The organism is Leptospira adleri (assembly GCF_002811985.1).
Lineage (GTDB): Bacteria > Spirochaetota > Leptospiria > Leptospirales > Leptospiraceae > Leptospira > Leptospira adleri.
In genome coordinates, this window is the sequence record NZ_NPDU01000016.1 from 54,399 (window position 1) to 74,970 (window position 20,572).

Consider the following 20,572-nt stretch of genomic DNA (forward strand, 5'->3'; position numbering starts at 1 on the left):
TATGAAAGCTATTGACCGTGAGCTAAACGATTGCTATTTTTCTCGGATTGAAAAAGGAATTCAGACTCCTAAGAATTTAGGATCGTCTTCCCTTCTCTTAAAAAGTCCTTGAAGCCGACGGGCTTTCCGACAAACTCTTCCCAACTTTCACGAAATCATCATCAATGAGGAAACCATGCGCAAGACAGTGATCGCAGGAAATTGGAAAATGAATCTTTCCGAAAAGGAAGCCATAACCTTGGCACAATCGATTAAGGAAAAAATTCCGGCCGCCGCAAAGGAAAGAATCCCGATGGTATTCCCTTCCACTCTTCACTTAGCGAGCGTCGCAAGAATTCTGGAAGGCACGGGAGTTGTCGTAGGAGCTCAGAACGCATATCCGTCCGGACTCGCCGCGTTTACGGGAGAAACTTCTCCGGAACAACTCCGTGAAATCGGAGTGAAGGTAGTTATGATCGGACATTCCGAAAGAAGACAATTTTTGGGAGAATCCAGTTCCTTCTGCAACGAGAAGATTCACTTTCTTTTGAAGAACGGCTTCACCGCACTCTATTGCGTCGGAGAAACCTTAGCCGAACGGGAATCCGGAAAGACCTTCGAAGTCATCGCTTCCCAAATCAAAGAAGGACTCAAGGGTATCGAGAGCAATTCATTCTCCAATTTGATTCTTGCCTACGAACCGGTTTGGGCGATTGGGACCGGAAAAGTTGCCACGCCCGCACAAGCGCAGGAAGTGCACGCGTTTATCCGAAAAGAAGTAGCGGGACTTTTTGTAGGAGCCTCCGGAGTTGCAGAATCCCTTTCGATTCTCTACGGAGGATCCGTAAAACCCGACAATATCGCCGCACTCCTCAAGGAAAAGGACATAGACGGCGGGCTCGTGGGCGGGGCCAGTCAGAAGATCGATTCCTACGCGGGTCTTTTCTAAACGAACGAACGGAAGAAGCGCACAGAGAAGAGTATTTTAATTGTCACACCTCTGCGGCTTCATAAACTGGCAAAGGATTCAATTTTTTTTCAGGAACTGATATGTTAAACGGAGTCATTCTTACATTATTCGTTGTAGTTTCTCTCTTTTTGGTTTTGCTCGTGATGATTCAAACCGGAAAGGGCGGAGGACTGTTAGGCGGAGGCTCGAGCCAATCCGTTTTCGGTTCTTCCACTGCGGACGTTCTTACAAAAGCGACCCGAGTCACCGCGATTCTTTTTATCATTCTTTCTCTTTTTCTTTCCTTTCTCTTTGCAAAGAAAGAAGACAGATTGATGCCGGAAACCCCATCGACTCTGACCTCGCCTCCAGAGGAGACTAAAAGTGAAAGCACAGCACCTACTACCGCTCCGGCTCCCAACGCGCCATCTACGGCTCCGGCAACCGCTCCTTAATACCAAACAAAATCCAATCAGAGAAGAATTTGGAACGAAACTTCTATCTTCTCTGATCGGAAAGATTCCTTCTTTCTACCCTCTTCTTGTCGTTCTTTATCTATTTGTAACGTTCTCTCTATTTTCTCAAAGCAGAGAACCGGACGATCACAAAGCGAACTCGTCCGGCAACGCGTCGATCCTCAATCGAAGGATCCTAAGAATCTACGAAGACCTAGGCGTCGCGAGAGAACTTCTCAAATTGGAAAGAATCGATTCCGTGCCCAACGGGACATACATTTCCTTCTCGGGAAATTTTCCGAATCGAAAGGGAATCAAGGTCACCAAACATTCCATTTCGGAAGGAAGGAGCGGGATCGAAAGAGCGGAAAGCAAATCGATTCTTCTGGAATTTACGGGCACAACTCTCTCTCGGGTGATAACCGAAGTGAAAGCGGAGAATGCGGACGGATCGGACACGACGATCATCCGTCTGATCGACGAAACTCCTCTCGATCAAAACGTGGACGATATTCTAGTCGAGTCCAATCGAAACGGAAAGGAAATGCGTTACGCGATCCAGCTTCTTCCGGACGAAGGAATCAACCGGGAACGGTCCGCCTTTAAACAGGAATTCTACTTAAAACTCTTGGAAGATTTTCTAGTTCAGGTTTTGAGACTTCAAGAAATGCAGAATCAAGAATCTGCAAAAAATAAAAAAAAGTTACTGCAAACTTTTAAAGATTCTCTACAATATTGAATCTTCATGTCCTCGTTGCAGGAAAATCTCTTAGAAAGAGCCGGTGAATTACAATCCATTTTGGATGGGATTACCGAGCCGTTGGTATTGATCGATCCGGGTTTTCGCATCCGGAGGGTCAACCGGTCCACGCTCGAATTTTCCGGTCAACCGTCCTTTTCCTCCATTATAGGGAAAAAATGCTACGAGGTTCTCTACAATCGAAACGAGGTCTGTCCCTATTGTCCGATGAAGGACATGAAGTCCGGAGAGGAAAACTTCAATCGATACTTTGAATATCCCAAAGCCGACGTCAACCGCGAGATCTTTCACTCCGTGAGAGGACAAAAGGAAACCTTATATCTGGATTTTTATCCGATCGAAAAAGACGGAGTCATCGGTTCCGTTTTGGAAAAGGTAAGCAATATCACGAGAATCAAGGAAAAGGAAGAGGAGAATCTAAGAATTCGAAACCTTGCCTCCTTAGGAATCTTTATCTCCGGAGTCGCGCACGAACTCAACAACCCTCTCACCGGAATGAGTTTGACCTTGCAGAGTCTCTTAAACAATCTCACTTCGATCGATCCAGACTTTTTTAAAAAACGTCTGGATATGATGAAAGAGGATCTAACGCGTGCGGCGATGATCGTCTCCGATATCATCAGCTTCGCCAAACCGGACAAACTCGTGACGACAACGGCCGACATCTACGAGACCATCCAAAAAGCGAAGGAAAACGTGGTTTGGGTTTACCCGGTCCTTTCAAAGAATATCGCCTGGGAAATTCTCTGCGAACCGGGAACTACGTTTCAGTTCAATCCGGTCAAGATGGAACGTCTTTTTATCAATCTATTTAAGAATTCCCTACAGGCTTTCGACTACGGAGAAGGAAAGATCCGGGTGGAAGTAAGAAAGACCAGGAACATGGTTCATATCATCGTGGAAGACAACGCTGGAGGAATTCCGGATAACCTCATCGATAAAATCTTTTCTCCGTTTTTTACGAAGAATAAAACCGGAATCGGAACCGGACTCGGACTTTCGATCTGTCATTCGATCGTTCGAGAACACGGAGGGGAATTGTCGGTCCGGTCTTTTGAAAGGAAAACCCGTTTCCGCGTATCACTACCCTTCACTCAGATCAACGGGTATTCTTCCTGATGCACAATATTCTAATCGTAGAAGACATACATTCGATTCGAGAAGCGATCAAGGATCTTCTTACCGGAAAATACCGCGTTTTCGACGCGGAGAACTACGACGAAGCGGTCCGAATTCTTAAAAACGAAGAGATCCATCTCGTGATCACGGACATTCGGATGCCCGGAAAAACGGGGCTCGATCTGATCAAAACGATTCAGCACGAATTCCCGCAGGTTCTTTATACTTTGATGACGGCCTATAACATAAACGATTACATCAACTTCGCGTACAAACACGGAATCTGGAATATCATCCCGAAATATTCGTTTCTGGACATCAAGCTGATCTCCGTGATGGTCCACAAACTTCTCACCAAAGATATCTTCGGAGTGGAAAAATATTTCGGTTCCGATTTTTTTATCCAAGAATCCGAAGCCGACGATCGGGAATTCTCAGTTCCGCAGCCGGAAAGTATCGTCTACAAAAGAATCTATTCGGACGAACAGAGAAATTTTTTATGCAATCGAATCGCGAAGTTCCTCGTGGAAAAAGGAGCTCCGAACGCGATCAATCAGATTTTGGAAGAGCTTACGTCTAACGCGATGATTCGCGCTCCGAGAGATTCCAAAGGAAATTATAAATATCAATACGAACTTCCTTCCCGGGATCTTGTGATTCCCTTGGAAAACATTCAACTTGCTGAATCCGATTTTTTCGAGATCGGGTACGGAATCGCGGACAACACATTCATAATCGTAATCCGGGATCATTTCGGTTCCTTGGACAAAAAGGAAATTTTAAAAAGGCTCGACCGTCATATTACCGTCGACGAAGCTACCGGTTTTCCTCCGGGTCTTGCGGACTCCCACGGAAGGGGTCTTTATATCTGCCGGGAAATTTCGGATCAGTTGATTTTTAATATCGAAAAGGACAAAAAGACCGAAATCATCGCCCTTCTCGACAAACAAGGAAATCGAAGCTACAAGTCTTTATCGATCTACGAAGTTTAGAGTTCTTCCTAATATATCTAAAAACGGACTTAAAGTCCGCCAAAAGAATTGTTTAGTAAAGTGAAACCTTGTCGGAAAAATGAAAGCGTTCGATATATAAGAATATTATAAATTTCTATAGAGAAAGAGTTCCTTGCCCGTTTCCAATACCACGGAACCGTTTTTGCCGGAAGGAAAAAATCTTCCGGGAAGATCGGAAGCCTTTATCTTTTCTTTTTTTAAGATCTTTCCCTTATCATCCAAAAAAAGAATCTCAGAGTTGAGTTCCGCGCAGAACCAGCTTCCGTTGTGAAAGACGGGCTGATAGACTCCCGTCCCGGAAACACGTTTCGCATCCAACCCTTTCTTACCGTTCGCATCATAAAAAGAAATTTTATCCGGCGCTGAAATCAAAACTTCACCCGTATTCGAAATCGCTAAATTAACCTTATGCGGATAGATCGAATCCAGTTCGTAGGAGGAATCTTCGCCTCCCTTCTCGTCCAAAACGAAAATCCGATCCTTGTTCGCTTGTAAGAGATGGATCGCCGTTTTTCTACCGTCCGAGGAAAGGGAAATGCTCTTTGCAAAGACCGGATTTTTTTCGGAACCCAATTCTTTTTTGAAGAGAATTCCACCCTTGGAATCCAGGACGAACAATTCTCCTCCAGAAAAGAGAACCCCGCTGATTTTAGAATCGGGAGCAAAGGAATAATCCGTCAAAAATCGACCGTCGATTTTTTTAACTCCGGTTTCGTTTCCGTTGATATCGGAAAGAATAACCTGATTGTGATCTCCGGCGATGAGAAGAACAAGATTTCCGGAAGGTGAAATCCTCGGATAACTTCTATATTCTTTTGTCCAGAGAATCTCTCCGGAAGGTGAATAAAAATTCACTTCAGAGCCTATCTTTTTATATTCTAGATATCCTTTCGCGTTCAACGGATATTCGATCCGTCTTGTGTCGTCTAACGCGATTCCGTTCGAACTTTGAATGGTATAATAAGAATTTTCGTATTTATAGCCGTTCAGACTTTCTTCCGGATTCCATTGAAAACGCGGATCTGACGCCATTCCAGCGTGAGCCGCTTTCGAAAACGCCCAAACTTTTTGGATTCCCACTGCGCTCTTGTAAGGATTTCCAAATAGATAAAAGAATAATACCGTAAAAAATACGCTGAATCCGGCAATCGGCAGAAGTTTCATCCTTTCCTCTTCAATAAGTCGTATAATAAGTACAAACCGGTGTGCGCCGCGTATTCGCGAAACGAAACCCTTGGAAACGGAAAGTAGTGTTCGTGTATTTCGGTATTACCGTCTTTTCGAGCGATTCCGAAGTAGACAAGCCCTACTTTTTTTTGCGCGGTTCCTCCGCCCGGTCCCGCGATTCCGGTGACGCTGATCGTATAATCGGTGTTCAGCGTCCGCAAAGCGCCTTCGGCCATTTCCTTCGCTGTTTCACGGCTCACAGCTCCGAATTCGTCTAACGTGCTTTGTTTTACGCCGAGAAGACCCGACTTGACGCTGTTATCGTAGGAGACGACCCCGCCCATAAAATAAACCGAGGAACCCGCTCGATCCGTAAACGTTTTCGCGATCAGACCGCCCGTACAACTTTCGGCGGTTCCCACCGTGATCTTTCGTTCCGTAAGAATTTTGGGCAACTCTTCAAAAACGTCGGAAGTCGATTTGGCTCCGTAGACCAGATCTAGTTTTTCCAAAAGAGAATCCACAAGACTCCGATCGCCGGATTGAAAACTCACTCGAATATAACCGCGCTTCGCTGCAACGCCCCAAACTACGGATCCGTTCCGAATCGATTCTTCTTTTGATATGAATTCCTTTTGAAAAAGAGATTCGCTCATCCACCAGATAAAACGAAAACCGGAATGAAGTTCCCTTGCGGAAAAAGTTTTTGAAATCCAAGGAGACAACTCGTCGCGGAACATTTCGGTCATCTCGCCGGGAACACCGGGCATACAGCAAAGGTTTGCATTCTCGCCGAGCTTCAAAATAAATCCGGGAGCGATCCCCACTTTGTTGTTTAAGACGATCGAGGTTTCAGGGACCGAAATCTGACGAATCGAAGTCTGCATCGCTTCCTCAAAATTTCTTCCTCTCAGACGATAGAATGCTTCGATCCTTTGTCTTGCAACGGAGCTTTCAATAGTCGCAACTCCTGCGAGTTCACAGGCGATTTCCAACGTATAATCGTCTTCCGTGGGACCGAGTCCTCCGGTCATCACCATGAGCACGGGGCTTTCTTTTGTGGATCCTTTCGCTAAACTTCCGATCTCTTCCTTCAAAACAACCGGATTGTCCGGGAGTACGACGAACTTAAAAACTGAAAATCCGATTCCAAACAGTTCATTTGCGATCCAAGAAGAATTCGTGTCCTGACTTCTTCCGCTTGTCAGTTCCGAACCGGTTGAAAGGACGATGATCTTCGGTTCCTGCATTAGGATTCCTTATCCATTCTTTCCGGAGCCGAAACTCCGATGAGAGTAAGACCTTGGAAGAGAATATTTTTCGAAGCAAGACAAATTCTCGCAAGCCCCAAACGAACTTCGGGAGTCGCATCCTTCAAACGGTTATTCTTACCTAGATAAAAACCGGTAAACGCCTTTGCAAAACTCTGAAGATAATTGGTCACACGATGAGGTTCCATTGCATTAGCAGAATCTAATATTTCTTCCGGAAATCTTGCGATCCAAAAAAGAAGTTTTTTTCTTTCCTCCGACATTTCCAACTTGGCCGCCTCATCCGCGGAAGTTTCGTTACCTACCTCACGAAAGATGGAACAGATTCTCGCGTGTGCGTATTGAAGATAGAATACCGGATTTTTATCCGATTCGTCCTTTGCCAAATCCAGATCGAAATCCAAGGGAGCATCGAGAGAACGCATCACAAAAAAATAACGTCCCACGTCTTTTCCGTGTTTTCCCAAAAAGCCGATAAGATCGCTCATCGTCTGAAAGGAGCCTGCACGTTTGCTCATCTTCACCTTTTGACCGGATTCAAGAAGATTGACTTGTTGCGCGATGATTACCTTGAAATGCTCCTTTGGATATCCTAAGGATTGAATCGCTCCGGAAAGGCGCGCGATATATCCGTGGTGATCCGGTCCCCAGATATCTATGATACGATCGTATCCTCTTTGAATTTTATTTTTATGATATGCGATGTCCGCGAGTAGATAAGTCGGACGACCGTCGTCCCTAACAACGACGCGGTCCTTATCGTCTCCGTATTCCGTGGAACGAAAAACTTTCTTTCCGTCTTCTTCGAAAATTTTTCCGGAATTCTCAAGATCCTTCATAACGGTTAAAACTTGATCCGCATCGTGTAGCGTTTTTTCGCTGAAGTAGTTGTCGAATTCCACACCGAACGCATCCAAATCTTTTCTCTGCCAGATAAGATTGCTTTCTACGGTCCAAACGGAGCAAAGTTCGGCGAGTTCCCTGTATTTTTTTTCGTTTAAAAGAGATTCTATTCGAGATGATTTCGCCGCATCTTTCAAAAGAGAACTTGCAATATCTTTAATGTATTCTCCTCGATACCCTTCGGAAGGCAAAATGTTTTTTTCTAAAATCGTTTCGATCGGAGTAGAATCTCCCGCTTCTTGTATCGAAAATGATTCTCCTTTGAGTTCGCGAATCCGAACAAGAGTGGAAACACCGAGTAAGAAAACTTGATTCCCGTAGTCGTTGATATAAAATTCTTTATCCACTTTGTGTCCGATCGCCTTCAGAAGAGAGGCCATCGCATCCCCCATCGCCGCGGCTCTCGCAGAAACGATGTTCAACGGTCCGGTTGGATTGGCGGATACAAATTCCAGATTGATCTTAAGAGGGTTGTTTACCCGAGGAAAGTGATTTCCGGAAAGGATCGAGGATTCGACAAACTTCAGGAGAAAGGAAGGTAAGATCCTAAAATTAACAAATCCGGGAGGAGTAAAATCCACTGCCTCAAAAAGATCCTTTCTTTTTTCGAGAACCGTCACGAGGTCCTGCGAAACTTGCACAGGATTCTTTTTGAGTATTTTAGAATTTTCTAATGCAAAAGACGTCGAGTAATCACCGAATTTTTCATCCCTCGAATATTCGATTTTAACTTTTAAAGAGCTTAAATCGAGTTCGGAAAAGGACGAGGTTACTTCTTTTACTCCCTCTTCCAGAGCTTTTAATACGATTTGTTTTAGAGTTTCATTTTCTTTCATTGTAGGAGAGACCCATATAACATAAGACAATTGTAATATAATAGAGTTCGAGTTCGATTAAAAAAGGGCTCCGATCGAATGAAAGATTGGAATCCAAGAGGACGTTTTTGACGTTTCGTATTTTCGAAAAAAATAACTTGAATACGGTTTTCAAATGTTTATTTGAAAACTTGATCTGTGAATCCACTTGTCGGAAAAACGACGATTTTTTCGTGAAAATCTTCCCCACCCGCTTTTGGGTGGGGGGTGCGGTGGCGGGAAAAAACGGCAGATTCTCCTTTATCACAAAACTTAAATTTTGCAAGTCAAAGTCCCCTTTTTATTGTCGGAACTCCGACAGAAAACACCGTTTTTGATCGTTCCTTATCCATCAATTTTTCGTTTAAAACATAATTTGAAAAGAATCCGTCAGAATCACTTCCGCTCGTAAAACACATTCTTCTTTTTAGAATTTTCCCAACTTATCTCGAGTTCCTGAAAAACCATCTTTTTGAGGTCCAACATGGAAACAAGTATTGATCGTTTTCCTTTCTCCTCACTTTCCAGATGAACAGGAATCTGCACCGGCGTTTTCTGATCCCACCGGATATCCAAAATGACAAGAAAGAGCAAAATGGAAAAATAAAATAAGAACAAAATTGTTTTAAGAAAATTTTCCAAGATTCTCCCCCAGAGCTTCGTAGAGTGTGGCGGCCGATTTGAGTTTCCTTCGAAGGATCGGCTCAAGCATCCGATTGCAAATTCTGTCGAGGTCCAGGATAGTTTCAACAGAGATTTCTCTCTCCTTCAGATCTCTGAATCGCAACATTAAAAAAGTTTGGATCCATTGAACAAGTCCCAGATCGTTTTCGTTCGAATGAAGACAATTCCCGCAGACGAGTTCCAAAGGAGAAGTCTGAAGAGTCACGGAAGTCATTTCCTTTAACGGCATTCCGCAGGAATGACAGAGAAGCTCCTTGGAAAGAAAACCTCCGGATACAAGAAGGCGAAGTTTTACAAACGGAAGAATCAGGATCGAAGGACCATTCTCCTCCAATTCCTCCAAGGCGCCGGAAAGAAGACGAAACTCGCCGGGATGTTCGGCGCCGTCCGGAGTAAACGAAGATGCGAGTTCCACAAGGTAAGACACGATCACCATTCCGAGGTAACCCGCCTTTGCACGATCAAAACGATTCAAGAGCGAAATCTCTTTCACGTTATGCGTCTCTTGTTGATTTTTTGCATTATAATAATCCAAGCTCGTTAGAGAACCCGGTTCTACGGAAGCGATCGGTCTAGTTTTGCTCTTTCTAATTCCTCGAACGCGGAAATTTTCCACGATTCCTTCTTCCGGCAATAAACGGATGACCGCGTCTCCTCCGGGGATCTCCCTGGATTCAAGAACGATTCCGCGCATCTTTCTCAAAGATCCTGCAGAATTTCCAGACATTCGTCTTCCTTTTCCTTCATAATTCTTTCTTCTTCCTCTCCTCTTTCGTGATCATAACCGAGGAGATGTAAAAATCCGTGGACAAGCAGCCGATAGAATTCGTCCTTTTCTTCGTGTCCTATCTCGAGCGCCTGTTTTTTCAACGTGTCGATGGACATCACAATTTCGCCTAACGCAATCGGAGGAAGAGAAGAATGATTTTCGTCTTTTCTTTTTTGTAGAACCGCGCCGAGCGGCGAGGAATCGAATTCTAAAGGAAAGGAAAGTACATCCGTGGTTTTGTCCTTCCCTCTCCTCAAAAGATTGATCTCCTTCATATCGGAATCTCCGATCAACAAAAGACTCAGTTCACAGGAGGATTGTCCGAGTTCTTTTCGGAAAAGAATTTTGCAATTCTGTAGGACTTCTTCTTCATTCCACCAAGGAATCGATCCGTAGTCGTTCGATATGGAGACGTTATCTGCGATCAGTTTCCTTTCCCCGAAATCGCGGTTTTCGAATTCTTATGACCGTTTGCCGAAGTTGCGCTCAAAGGATTTTTCTTTTCCAAGGCTTTTGTCGCTTCCATACTAGGATATTTCGGTCTGGAATGAAGACTCGACAACAACACTTCTTTGAAGGACGCTTTGATCACTTCGAGATCTCCGAGAGTCAGCCCGCATTCGTCCAGTTGATTCTCCGCAAGTTTGATGCCGATGATTTTTGTGATCAGATTGTCCAATGACTCAGCATTGATTTCCTCCAAAGAACGCGAGGCCGCTTCCAGAGAATCCGCGATCATGACGATCGCGGTTTCCTTTCTCTGAGGTTTAGGACCGGGATATTGAAATTCTTCCTTCCTAAGTTTTTTCTTTTGAGTAGGAGAAAGTTCGGATAAAGCCTTATGATAAAAAAACGCCATCGTTGAAGTTCCGTGGTGCTCCGGAATGAAATCGATCACCTCTCTGGGAAGTCTCGCTTTCTTAGCCATCTCGATTCCGTCTAACACGTGATCGATGACGATTTTCGCGGCCAAAGCCGGATTGTTCTTATCGATGTTTTCTTTTTTGGGAATTAAATGCTGATTCTCCACAAAAAATCCCGCATTCGGAATTTTACCGATATCGTGAAAATAAACTCCGACTCGGGTGAGAAGCCAATCCAAATCCAAATTCTGACAAGCCCTCTCCGAAAGCGCGGCCACCATAAACGTATGAGTGTAAGTCGAAGGAGCCTTTGTGAGAAGATCCTGCAACAAAGGATGTCCCGTATCCGCGAGTTCCATCAGTTTAAAACGAGTCGGAACGTTAAAAAGATATTCGTAGATCGGCAACAAAAACTGTGCCGCGGTCGAACACGCAAATCCGTTGATCAAACAGAGGACATACAACTTGAAGATATTGGATTCTACCAAATCCTTGAGCCAAGAGCCGCTCGGGATCGCAACCCAATAGTTTCTAGAATCGAAAAGATAACCGCTGGAAGCGATGATGATCTGAATGCCCGCGATGTATAAACCCGCCTTGATAAAATCGATTCTTTTCTTTAGATTTCTTCCGTAACTCGCGGAAACGATGCAGGAAACAAATCCGAGCATAAACGAAGTCGGATTGTAATGCGAAGCCATAAAAACAAAGAAGGAAAGATAAAATCCGATCGCGATTGAAAGCTGTTCGTCGTAGATAAAACTTACGATCAGACAAACCATCCCCACGGGAACAAAAAGCGCGAAGTAAAAGATCGTATCGTATTTCGTCTCGAAGTTAAAGAAGATTCTGGAAGCGATCGTACAGCTCAAAACCAAAAACCAGATGAGAGAAAAAACGATCACGTTACTCGAAACGTCGTTGAGACGCTTAGGATTGTATTTCTTCAGAAAAATATAGATGATGACTACGAATACGGTTTGAATCAGAAGAATCGAAATGATCGAAGCGATATTCGCCCTAGTAGCGTAAGTATTTACGATCTGCAGTTTTTTGAATATTTCAGGCGTGATGATCTCGCCGGATTTTACGATCACATCCCCCGCGAGGATTCTGGAATTGACCGGTTCGGCGCGATCCGAAGCGAACTTTTTGAGAGCGAGCGTCTCTTCCGCGTTATACGAACAAGACGGATTCGAATAGATATAGCTCAGAGAAATTTTCTGAACGACGGGAAGAACCGCCGGATCCATACGGGAAAGTTTTTCCTGAGCCATCCTAGTCAGAATGTTCACCGTTTCCGGATCTCGATAAAGATACGATCTCGGAATGATATAAGCTCCCTCGAGATTCGAAATCTGTTCTTTGATTCCCTGGTTTCGAACTCTCGCCCCGGACGACTTCAAGGTAGCGTAATCCGGAGGTAAATCCCTCAATATGCAAAAAGAAGAAAATACTAAATTAGAGTATTGTTGTACAAGATCCTTGAGTTTTCCTTTGCCGGGAGTTTTGTAAAGAAGTTCGATCTCTTCTTTCGAACGATTCTTCCATCTGGGAATTATATTCAGAAGTTCGGGATAAGCCTTTCCTTCGGCGCTGGGCTTGAAGGAACGGAAATTCTCCATATCTTCTTGGATGGCTTTGTTGATAAAATCTTGAAGCGCCGAGTAGTCGCGATCGAAAACAAAGGGGGCGGATTGATAAGCCGCGAGTTTTTTGGCCTTGGTCTTGTCCTCGTCTTCGTAGACGATGTCTTTTGCAGAGACGATTTTTTCGGGAGCGGTTTTTCCTTCGGAGTAAAGACCGTCCGGAGAAAGATCCATCTTGTCCTGACCGAAGAACGGGATCGCAAGCATCCACGTCACCATCAATAAAGTGATAACGACCAGGAAAACCTGAAGTCTTCGAACAAAAAGAATCGGGCGCACCCGCGTCAGGGTGTCCGTAATCCAAGCCATGGCGGATTCGATTTGTTCTCCCGGACTGGGCATACGATTACAACTCCTCGAACTTACGAACGATTACTTCCACAAGCGGGTGTCTGGTAATATCTTCTTTTCCGAAAAACACCATTCCAATTTGATCGGTGTTTTTAAATAAAGTCACCACTTTTTCGAGTCCCGAACGACCGTGATCCAAGTCGATCTGAGTCGAATCTCCGGAAATACACATGCGGGAATTGCGGCCCAAACGGGTCATAATCATCTTGAGCTGTGCGAGCGTACAGTTCTGCGCTTCATCCAAAATGATAAAGGCATTCGAAAGAGTTCTTCCCCGCATAAACGCGACCGGAGCGATCTCGATCTTTGTAAGAGAAATGTATTCCTGAGTTTTTTCGGCGCCGATACATTCGTTCAAGGCGTCGTAAACCGGACGAAGATAAGGGTCCACTTTCTGATTGAGATCGCCGGGTAAAAATCCAAGATTCTCCCCCGCTTCGACCGCGGGTCTCGTAAGAATGATCTTATCGATCGTCCCGGCTTGTAAGAATCTACAAGCAGTTGCAACGGAAAGAAACGTCTTCCCCGTTCCCGCAGGACCGAGCGCAAACGTGATCAGATTGTCTTGGAAGGATCGGAAATAAGTTTCCTGATTTCTGGTTCGAGGAAAGATATGTTTTCCGCGATAGGTGGTGAGGATTTTTTCGGAAGGCTTCCAAGGCATGGTCCGATCGGTCTCGGTTTCCCATACCTTTTTTTTACGGAGTTCCTTCCCCGCGTCTTTTAGAATATAAGCAAAATCGAATGAATCGGTGAAATCTCGGTCCGGTCTTTCCCGATAATTGGCCTCGAGTTTTTTAAAAAAATCGAGAGCGAAGTCTACCTTCGCGGATTCTCCTTCGATCTGAAAACCGTTCCCTCTGGGAATGATATCCATCTCGAGTTGCTTTTCAAGAATCTTGACTCCCTCGTCGTTGATCCCGCAGATCTTACGATAGAGGTCTTGGTTTTCGAAATTGAACTGTTCTTTACGCGAAGAGATAAATTTATACCTTAACCAGTTTGATTTTCAATTCCTGAAGTTGTTTTTCTTCCACAGGAGAAGGGCATTCGCTCATCAAACAAAGTCCCTTTTGTGTTTTAGGGAAAGCGATGACGTCGCGGATCGATTTTCCGCCGGTTAGAAGCATCATGATACGGTCGATTCCGAACGCCAAACCGCCGTGAGGTGGAGCCCCGTATTCGAGGGCTTCGAGTAAGAATCCGAATTTTTCCTTCGCCTCTTCCTCTTCGATTCCGAGAACTCGGAACACTTGGTTCTGAATATCTCGGGAATGAATCCGGATCGAACCTCCTCCGATTTCGACTCCGTTCATCACGAGGTCGTACGCTTTTGCGGTGGCGTTACCCGCGTTCTTTTGCAGGGTTTCCATGGATTCAAAATACGGAATACTTTCGTCCGAAGGAGAAGTGAACGGGTGATGCAATGCGTCCCAGCGTTTGTGGTCTTTGTTCCACTCGAACATAGGAAAGTCTACGATCCAAGTGATGTTGATATTCCCTTCCTTCGGAGTTTCAAATCTTTCGGAAAGTTTCAAACGAAGAGCGCCTAACGAGTGATTGACGATATCTCGTTCGTCCGCACCGAAAAAGAGCATATCCCCTTCTTTCGAACCGCAGGCTTTGGAGATCGCGTCCAATTCTTCTTTTTTAAAACGTTTTGTGATTGTGGACTCAAGACCTTCGGCGCCGTGTTTCATATACGCAAGGCCCTTGGCTTTGTAGTCTCGGTTCAGCCAAGCGGTGTAGTCTTCGATTTCTTTTCTGGAAATCACACTTCCGCCCGGAACACAAACTACCTTTACGGTTCCTCCGCCTTTTACGGCTCCGGAGAATACGTTGAAGTCGCAGTCCTTTACGATTTCGGAAACGTCCACGAGTTTCATTCCGAAACGAAGATCGGGTTTATCGGAACCGTATTCTTCCATCGCGGTTTTATAGGTCATTCTAGGAAACGGAGTCGAAAGAGGAATATCGAAAACTTCCTTATAAACGTTCGAGATCAGGCCTTCCATCTCCGCGAGAATTTCCTCCTGGCTCACAAAGGAGAATTCCATATCGAGCTGAGTAAACTCGGGTTGTCTGTCCGCGCGCAAGTCTTCGTCTCGAAAACATTTCACGATCTGAAAGTAACGTTCCATTCCGCCCACCATCAGGATCTGTTTGAAGATCTGAGGAGACTGAGGAAGCGCATAGAACTGATTCGGATTGAGTCGGGAAGGAACGAGAAAGTCTCTCGCGCCCTCCGGAGTGGATTTGTTAAGAATCGGTGTTTCGATTTCGACAAACTTGCGTTTGTTGAGATAATTACGAATTGCGAATACGAACTCGTGACGTTTGAGCATCCGGGTTTTTAATTCTTCTCTTCTGAAATCCAAGTAACGGAACTTGAGTCTGAGTTCTTCGGAGATATCGTCAAACTCGTCCAAGGAGAACGGAGGAGTTTTGGCAGCATTCAAAATCGATAATTTATCAAGGACGACTTCGATGGTTCCGGTGGGCATTCTTGGATTGATGGATTCTGCGTCTCTTTTTTTGAGAGTTCCTTCCACCGCGATCACGTATTCGGAACGGACCTTTTCAGCAAGGCTGAAGGCGTCTCCCAAGAGTTCTTTGCGAGCTACAACTTGAATGATTCCTGTTCGATCCCGCAGATCGATGAAGATCACTCCGCCCTGATCTCTGAATCGAAACGACCAACCGTAGAGAACGATTTTTTTTCCTTCCAGAGACTCGTTCAATTCTCCCGCCCAAGAGCGTTTGTTATAATTTTCCTGAATCCAGTGTTCCAATGATTTCTATTTCCTGTTGTATTGATCGAATGAGATAAGAACTAATCTATATTATCAAATCTGCTGAGCTCCGGCCGGAAGGCAAGATGAAAAGAACCGATGGGACCGGAACGGTTTTTTGCGATGATGATCTCGGCCTTACCTCTCATCTCGGGAGTGATCTCATCGTCGGCCTTTACCTTCTCTTCCCGATAGATAAAGGACACGATGTCCGCATCCTGCTCGATCGCACCCGATTCCCTCAAATCCGAAAGCTGAGGTTTTTGATCCTTGGATCTCTGTTCCACGGCCCGGGACATCTGAGAAAGGGCGATGATCGGACATTTCGCTTCCTTGGCCATCTGTTTGAGGGAGCGGGAAATGGAGGCGACCTCTTGCTGACGTCCTCCGTCCTTGTTTTTAGGATCGCTCATCAACTGGAGGTAATCAACCACGATCAGACCGATCTTTTCGGTGGTCAGAAGTTTACGAACCCGCCCTTTAAAGTCGTCAATCGTCAAACCGCCCGAGTCGTCGATGTAAATCGGAGCCGACGTAACGCGCACGATGGAATCCAACAGTTTCGGCGCATCGGCGCGCGTGAGTTCCGATTTTTTGAGCTTCATCGATTCCACCTGAGAATGCGCGCAGACCATCTTGAGAAGAAGTTCGATTCGGCTCATCTCCAATGAGAAGATTACGACAGGTTGATTGTAATCCAGAGCCACGTTAGACGCGATGTTCAGAGCGAATGTAGTCTTACCGTTACCGGGACGGGCCGCGAGAATCATGAGCTCGTGTTCCTTGAGACCGGAAGTCGCTTCGTCTAACTTGGTAAAGTTGGTTCGAAGACCTGTGATCTGTCCCCGATTCTTCATGATTTCCATGATATAATCGGAAAGAGCGACCTTGTCCGTGGAAACGGACAGCAACCCTTTCGCGTCTATACTTCTGGAAATTTCCGTAAGATTTTTTTCAACCGTGTTGAAAACGGATTCGTTGTCCCCGGGTTCTTTCCGGATGAGTTCCAAAGAATCCTGGAGAATCTTCGCATACATTCTGCGCTCGGAAAATCGTTTGATCCGAGTCGCGTAGTACGGAAGCGGTTGAGTGACTACGGTATCCCGATAGAGGGAATAGATATAATTGAATTCTTTTTCTTCGTCTTTGAGAAGGGAATTTTCTTTGAGAAAGTTGAGGACGGAAACCGGATCGATCGTGATTCGTTTATCTACGAGATCCGTAATCGCCCGGTAGACTCGTCTGTGGAGATCCACATAAAAGTCTTCCGGAGCAACGGGGACGTCGATGAGGTTGTCCGCTCCTTTGAGAAGAAGGAATCCTAAGAAGGCTCTTTCGGATTCCGGTTCGTATAAAGAGTCGGACTGCATCGTCCCCTTTAAAGAAGAATTACTCTTCTTCTTTTTTTACGTGAAGCGTAATTACAGGCTGGATTCCTTCTGCAAGGCGAATTTTGATCTTGTAAGATCCCAGACTGCGGATAGGCTCCGCGATCTCGATTTTTCTCTTATCGAGTTCGATTCCGTCTTTTTTCAAAAGGGAAGCGATATCCATAGGAGTTACCGCTCCGAAAAGTTTGTCCCCGCCGCCGGTTTTGACTACGATATCGTATTCTTTGCCGCTGATATTGGAGGAAAAACCTTCCATCGCTTTTTTACGTTTTTCGCGTTTGAGCTCGCCCAATTTCTTTTGGTGAAGAGCCGCTTTTGTATTTCCTTCGTTCGCTCGAACCGCGAGTTTTTTCGGGAAAAGAAAATTTCTTGCGTAACCGTCCGCGACTTCTTTGAGGTCGCCTGCGTCCCCGAGATTGATAACGTCTTTTTGTAAGATCACTCTCATGTTGGTACCTCAGTTCACCTTGTAAGGAAGAAGACCGATGCTTCTTGCTTTGCGGATTTCACGCGCGAGAACTCTTTGGTAACGAGCGCTGGTTCCAGTAATTCTTCTTGGAATGATTTTACCACGATTGGTGATAAATCTTTCTAAGAGTTCGATATTCTTATAATTGATTTGTTTTGCAAGTTCCGGGTCCGCAGTAAAACGGCAAACCTTCTTCTTGTATTTATTCTGTTTTCTCTGAGGCTTTCCTTCCATTTCGCCGGAAGATTCGCCTTGTTCCGATCTTTCAGATCGTTCTTCTTTTACTTCATTCTCACTCATAAGTGTTCCTCATTAAAACGGTATGTCGTCGTCACCATCCGGTGCAGGGCTATAGTATTCCGGAGAGGATGGATAAGAATTTCCTCCGGAAGAAGCGGATGATTCCCTTGGAGAGGAAGAGCCGTCGTCTCTCGAACCGAGGAGTTGGAAATTCTCCACTACGATTCGAATCCGAGACGCTTTCTTTCCTTCGGGAGTTTCCCAAGTGTCCTGCTTCAGTCGTCCTTCAATCGCTATCTGTTTGCCTTTTTTGCAATACTGTTGAATGATATCAGCCGGTTTTCCCCAGACCTCACAATCGAAAAAATGAGATTCTTCTCTCTTCTCACCGTTAGACACATAGGTCCGGCCGTTGGCCAGGGAGAAGTTTACGAGAGAAGTTCCGTTGATCGATTTGAACTCAGGGTCCCGCGTTAGGCGGCCGACCAGAGTCACTCTGTTGATATCGTTAGCCATTGAGACGGACAACCATGGAACGAAGAATGTTCTGGTTGATTAGAAAATCCTTTTCCACTTTTGCGATCGCTTCCGGGGAAGCGGTGCACTTGTAGTGATGGAAGATGCCCTGCTCTTCGTGTTTGATCGGATGCCAGAGTTTTCTTTGGCCCCAATCTTCGTCGGAAGTGACGCTCACGGAATGCTTTCCTAAGGTTTCTTGAACCTCAGTTTTTGCAACTTCCCGAGAGCTCACACGTGTAATGGTGGTGAGTTCGTAGTTTCTCAATTGTTTCCCCTATGGTTAAAGCCCGCCTGCGGAACGCGACGAGCAGAAGAACCGATAATTTATCCTATTTTTTGCGTTTGGAGCCACGGGTCAAGGGAGAATTGGGTCGGAGGTCCAGAAATGCTCTTTCTTCTTCTACGCGGAGTTCCGTCCCGAGTTCTCCGGAGAGAACCGCGATTTCTTGGAGGAATTCTTTCGCTTCCTGCCCGGTAACGGGTCGGATTTTATGATCTTCCTTTTGGAATTTTCCAAAGATCGGAACCAACTCCACCATTTCCAGGACATTCTTGCGAATATGAAGAATCGCGATCAAATTGTGGTTCAGGTAGGAGTTCCTACTTCCAAAAATCAGATTTCCGAGGGAATAGAGAATCACGCCTCCCCGATAGACTTCGATTCCTTGTGGAATATGAGGGTGATGTCCGATCACGATTTTGACCCCGGAATCGATGAGAGAATGCGCGATCTTTCTCTGATCGGCGGTAGGAAAGGGAGAATATTCCACACCCCAATGAAGCGAGACGATCCGAACCGGAGGCGCGACCGGATCCCGGGTCCTGTCCCTCCTTTCAAAAAAAGAAGCCTGTAAAGAAGGAAAGGAGAACGGCGCGACCCCCGCCTTTGTCGCAGTGGCGTAATGGGCAGGCTCCGCGATTGCGGTGACGGAATGGATTCTAAGATCGTTTCCCTTGAGGCTCAGACGTAAAGGTGCGAACACTTCGGGGATTTTTTTACCGGCGCCTACGTTGAGAATATGATTCTTTTTTAATATATCCAAAGTCTCCGCCATTCCTTTCGGACCGTGATCGAAAGAATGATTGTTTCCCAGGAATACAAGATCCACTCCCAAGAACTTCAGAGAATCCATGTCCTTTTCATGAGCGGTAAATATATATGCTTTTTTCGATTCCTCCGTTTTGGAAGCGACCACCGGAGTTTCAAGATTCACCATTCTAAAATCGGCTTCTCCGAAAAGGGTCTTCAAGCCTTCCACGGGCGCAATTTCTCCGTGCCTCTGAATCGTATCCCGGATCCCCCAATTGAACATAACGTCTCCTCCCGCGAGAAGTTTGAGAAGTTCGGGATCACGATTGTGTTCCGGATGTAGGACCGAATCGATTTTATCCTGAAGAATCGAAAGGGCGGAAGGATTTTCGGAAGAAGGTTGTTCCGAAACGGAATCCATCGTCTCGGGAAGAAGACAGGAAAATAAAACAAACGGAACGCCGAATATGAAAAGTTTTCGAATTTGGAGAATGAAAAAAGACACTGAAGGTAAATTATTCATTTTGCCCGAGTTTGGAAAGATCTTTTTTCAAGATCTTTAAAGGCGAAAACGAGATCGGACATTTCCGTAAAGAAAGAATTTGTTTCGATCCATTCCAGATCGAAGCGATATTCTCAGCGAAAAGAATACGCTTTTCCGAAAACGAAATCTGAAATCGAATTTATAAGAATTCTACGGAAATTTACAAAAAGAACATTCTTCAAATTCGAAAAGATATTCCATATTTCGAATAGAATGAGGATCAAATCCGCCAAGACGAAAAACGAGATTATTTCTTTCTTGCGGTGTGAATCGTTTCCTTTCTTTTTAACATCTCGATAAACTGACTCAACTTCCGAACTCTCGTCTCTTCTTTTTTCGTATGATGAAGCCGAAACAAAATCGCGTATCGATTTGAGGAACTCAAACTTTCGAAAAAATTCTTTGCGTCCGGATTTTGTTTCAAAAGTCTTTCAAAATCTTTCGGAATATCCACCTTACTCTGAGAATCATACGCCGCGTCCCAACGACCGTCTTTTTTTGCGGCTTCGATCGCCGCGAGACCGGAAGTTTTCATTTTCCCACTGGCAATCAAAGCGTTCGCTTTTTCCCGATTGATCTTAGACCAAATGCTCTTCGGACCGCGCACGCTGAACTTCTGCAGCCAAAAGGATTCGTCGTATTTTTGTTTTTGACTATCGATCCAACCGTAACAAAGCGCGCAGTCCAGCGCTTCCGCGTAGGTCAGAGAAACGATCTTAGATTCTTTCTTGGCGAACTTGACCCAAATCGCGCTTCCGTTTGTATGATTTTTCTTAAGCCAATTCTCCCATTCTTTCCCGT

General features: G+C 45.2%; 21 protein-coding genes. 5 read left to right on the forward strand and 16 right to left on the reverse strand.

Annotated elements, in window-relative coordinates; all coding sequences use genetic code 11:
- The first annotated feature begins 175 nt into the window (after nucleotides 1–175).
- From tpiA to CH376_RS08170, 5 genes are all read left to right on the forward strand, one after another.
- Entirely contained in the window at nucleotides 176–928 is a 753-nt protein-coding gene (tpiA, locus tag CH376_RS08150; protein WP_100784029.1) for a triose-phosphate isomerase, read from the forward strand.
- A gap of 101 nt (nucleotides 929–1,029) precedes the next feature.
- Nucleotides 1,030–1,383: a preprotein translocase subunit SecG gene (gene secG / locus CH376_RS08155; RefSeq protein ID WP_100784030.1), complete on the forward strand. Its 354-nt coding sequence runs from the start codon at nucleotides 1,030–1,032 to the stop codon at nucleotides 1,381–1,383.
- Nucleotides 1,384–1,447: 64 nt separating this feature from the next.
- On the forward strand, nucleotides 1,448–2,122 hold the full coding sequence (gene lenA, locus CH376_RS08160) for an endostatin-like outer membrane lipoprotein LenA (RefSeq protein ID WP_165781678.1): 675 nt from the start codon (nucleotides 1,448–1,450) through the stop codon (nucleotides 2,120–2,122).
- A 6-nt stretch (nucleotides 2,123–2,128) separates the two neighbouring features.
- Nucleotides 2,129–3,262, forward strand: coding sequence for an LIC_12097 family sensor histidine kinase (locus CH376_RS08165; RefSeq protein ID WP_100784031.1), 1,134 nt, complete (start codon nucleotides 2,129–2,131; stop codon nucleotides 3,260–3,262).
- Nucleotides 3,262–4,254 carry a response regulator transcription factor gene (locus CH376_RS08170; protein ID WP_100784032.1) on the forward strand — a complete coding sequence of 331 codons (993 nt, stop codon included), beginning with the start codon at nucleotides 3,262–3,264 and terminating at the stop codon, nucleotides 4,252–4,254. Before CH376_RS08165 ends, CH376_RS08170 begins: the two co-directional genes overlap by 1 nt.
- A 105-nt stretch (nucleotides 4,255–4,359) precedes the next feature.
- Here the strand turns inward: CH376_RS08170 and CH376_RS08175 are convergent, their stop codons facing one another.
- From CH376_RS08175 to CH376_RS08255, 16 genes are all read right to left on the reverse strand, one after another.
- Nucleotides 4,360–5,439, reverse strand: coding sequence for a hypothetical protein (locus tag CH376_RS08175; protein ID WP_100784033.1), 1,080 nt, complete (start codon nucleotides 5,437–5,439; stop codon nucleotides 4,360–4,362).
- Nucleotides 5,436–6,692 carry a nicotinamide-nucleotide amidohydrolase family protein gene (locus tag CH376_RS08180; protein ID WP_100784034.1) on the reverse strand — a complete coding sequence of 419 codons (1,257 nt, stop codon included), beginning with the start codon at nucleotides 6,690–6,692 and terminating at the stop codon, nucleotides 5,436–5,438. Before CH376_RS08180 ends, CH376_RS08175 begins: the two co-directional genes overlap by 4 nt.
- On the reverse strand, nucleotides 6,692–8,452 hold the full coding sequence (gene argS / locus CH376_RS08185) for an arginine--tRNA ligase (protein ID WP_100784035.1): 1,761 nt from the start codon (nucleotides 8,450–8,452) through the stop codon (nucleotides 6,692–6,694). Before argS ends, CH376_RS08180 begins: the two co-directional genes overlap by 1 nt.
- Nucleotides 8,453–8,866: 414 nt before the next feature.
- Entirely contained in the window at nucleotides 8,867–9,112 is a 246-nt protein-coding gene (locus CH376_RS08195; protein ID WP_100784037.1) for a hypothetical protein, read from the reverse strand.
- A complete protein-coding gene (recO, locus tag CH376_RS08200; protein ID WP_100784038.1) occupies nucleotides 9,096–9,881 on the reverse strand; it encodes a DNA repair protein RecO in 786 nt (261 codons plus the stop codon). Before recO ends, CH376_RS08195 begins: the two co-directional genes overlap by 17 nt.
- A complete protein-coding gene (ybeY, locus tag CH376_RS08205) occupies nucleotides 9,854–10,267 on the reverse strand; it encodes an rRNA maturation RNase YbeY (RefSeq protein WP_243394661.1) in 414 nt (137 codons plus the stop codon). The genes recO and ybeY overlap by 28 nt, the downstream gene beginning before the upstream one ends.
- Before the next feature lie 80 nt (nucleotides 10,268–10,347).
- Complete coding sequence (locus CH376_RS08210; protein WP_100784040.1) at nucleotides 10,348–12,777, reverse strand: HD family phosphohydrolase; 2,430 nt, start codon at nucleotides 12,775–12,777, stop codon at nucleotides 10,348–10,350.
- Between the two features lie 4 nt (nucleotides 12,778–12,781).
- Nucleotides 12,782–13,663, reverse strand: coding sequence for a PhoH family protein (locus CH376_RS08215; protein ID WP_100784041.1), 882 nt, complete (start codon nucleotides 13,661–13,663; stop codon nucleotides 12,782–12,784).
- A gap of 109 nt (nucleotides 13,664–13,772) precedes the next feature.
- On the reverse strand, nucleotides 13,773–15,578 hold the full coding sequence (gene aspS, locus CH376_RS08220) for an aspartate--tRNA ligase (protein ID WP_100784042.1): 1,806 nt from the start codon (nucleotides 15,576–15,578) through the stop codon (nucleotides 13,773–13,775).
- 41 nt (nucleotides 15,579–15,619) lie between these two features.
- On the reverse strand, nucleotides 15,620–16,948 hold the full coding sequence (gene dnaB, locus CH376_RS08225) for a replicative DNA helicase (protein ID WP_100784043.1): 1,329 nt from the start codon (nucleotides 16,946–16,948) through the stop codon (nucleotides 15,620–15,622).
- A gap of 19 nt (nucleotides 16,949–16,967) precedes the next feature.
- Nucleotides 16,968–17,417 carry a 50S ribosomal protein L9 gene (gene rplI, locus CH376_RS08230; protein WP_100784044.1) on the reverse strand — a complete coding sequence of 150 codons (450 nt, stop codon included), beginning with the start codon at nucleotides 17,415–17,417 and terminating at the stop codon, nucleotides 16,968–16,970.
- A 9-nt stretch (nucleotides 17,418–17,426) separates the two neighbouring features.
- Nucleotides 17,427–17,738: a 30S ribosomal protein S18 gene (gene rpsR, locus CH376_RS08235; RefSeq protein ID WP_100784045.1), complete on the reverse strand. Its 312-nt coding sequence runs from the start codon at nucleotides 17,736–17,738 to the stop codon at nucleotides 17,427–17,429.
- Between the two features lie 12 nt (nucleotides 17,739–17,750).
- The gene (locus tag CH376_RS08240) at nucleotides 17,751–18,194 is read right to left on the reverse strand and encodes a single-stranded DNA-binding protein (protein WP_100784046.1); all 444 of its coding nucleotides are present in this window, start codon (nucleotides 18,192–18,194) and stop codon (nucleotides 17,751–17,753) included.
- Nucleotides 18,187–18,462 carry a 30S ribosomal protein S6 gene (gene rpsF, locus CH376_RS08245; protein WP_100784047.1) on the reverse strand — a complete coding sequence of 92 codons (276 nt, stop codon included), beginning with the start codon at nucleotides 18,460–18,462 and terminating at the stop codon, nucleotides 18,187–18,189. Before rpsF ends, CH376_RS08240 begins: the two co-directional genes overlap by 8 nt.
- A 64-nt stretch (nucleotides 18,463–18,526) precedes the next feature.
- On the reverse strand, nucleotides 18,527–19,750 hold the full coding sequence (locus tag CH376_RS08250) for a CapA family protein (RefSeq protein ID WP_100784048.1): 1,224 nt from the start codon (nucleotides 19,748–19,750) through the stop codon (nucleotides 18,527–18,529).
- Nucleotides 19,751–20,018: 268 nt separating this feature from the next.
- Nucleotides 20,019–20,572, reverse strand: a 554-nt coding sequence (locus tag CH376_RS08255) for a YdeI/OmpD-associated family protein (RefSeq protein ID WP_100788047.1), incomplete at its 5' end; no start/stop codon positions are given.

Coding starts and splice junctions, on each gene's coding strand:
- CH376_RS08175 (WP_100784033.1), bottom strand. CDS start 5,439: ATGAAACTTCTGCCGATTGCCGGATTCAGCGTATTTTTTACGGTATTA.
- CH376_RS08250 (WP_100784048.1), bottom strand. CDS start 19,750: ATGAATAATTTACCTTCAGTGTCTTTTTTCATTCTCCAAATTCGAAAA.
- secG (WP_100784030.1), top strand. CDS start 1,030: ATGTTAAACGGAGTCATTCTTACATTATTCGTTGTAGTTTCTCTCTTT.
- CH376_RS08165 (WP_100784031.1), top strand. CDS start 2,129: ATGTCCTCGTTGCAGGAAAATCTCTTAGAAAGAGCCGGTGAATTACAA.
- rplI (WP_100784044.1), bottom strand. CDS start 17,417: ATGAGAGTGATCTTACAAAAAGACGTTATCAATCTCGGGGACGCAGGC.
- recO (WP_100784038.1), bottom strand. CDS start 9,881: ATGTCTGGAAATTCTGCAGGATCTTTGAGAAAGATGCGCGGAATCGTT.
- CH376_RS08210 (WP_100784040.1), bottom strand. CDS start 12,777: ATGCCCAGTCCGGGAGAACAAATCGAATCCGCCATGGCTTGGATTACG.
- CH376_RS08240 (WP_100784046.1), bottom strand. CDS start 18,194: ATGGCTAACGATATCAACAGAGTGACTCTGGTCGGCCGCCTAACGCGG.
- rpsR (WP_100784045.1), bottom strand. CDS start 17,738: ATGAGTGAGAATGAAGTAAAAGAAGAACGATCTGAAAGATCGGAACAA.
- CH376_RS08215 (WP_100784041.1), bottom strand. CDS start 13,663: ATGGATATCATTCCCAGAGGGAACGGTTTTCAGATCGAAGGAGAATCC.
- dnaB (WP_100784043.1), bottom strand. CDS start 16,948: ATGCAGTCCGACTCTTTATACGAACCGGAATCCGAAAGAGCCTTCTTA.
- argS (WP_100784035.1), bottom strand. CDS start 8,452: ATGAAAGAAAATGAAACTCTAAAACAAATCGTATTAAAAGCTCTGGAA.
- CH376_RS08180 (WP_100784034.1), bottom strand. CDS start 6,692: ATGCAGGAACCGAAGATCATCGTCCTTTCAACCGGTTCGGAACTGACA.
- CH376_RS08170 (WP_100784032.1), top strand. CDS start 3,262: ATGCACAATATTCTAATCGTAGAAGACATACATTCGATTCGAGAAGCG.
- tpiA (WP_100784029.1), top strand. CDS start 176: ATGCGCAAGACAGTGATCGCAGGAAATTGGAAAATGAATCTTTCCGAA.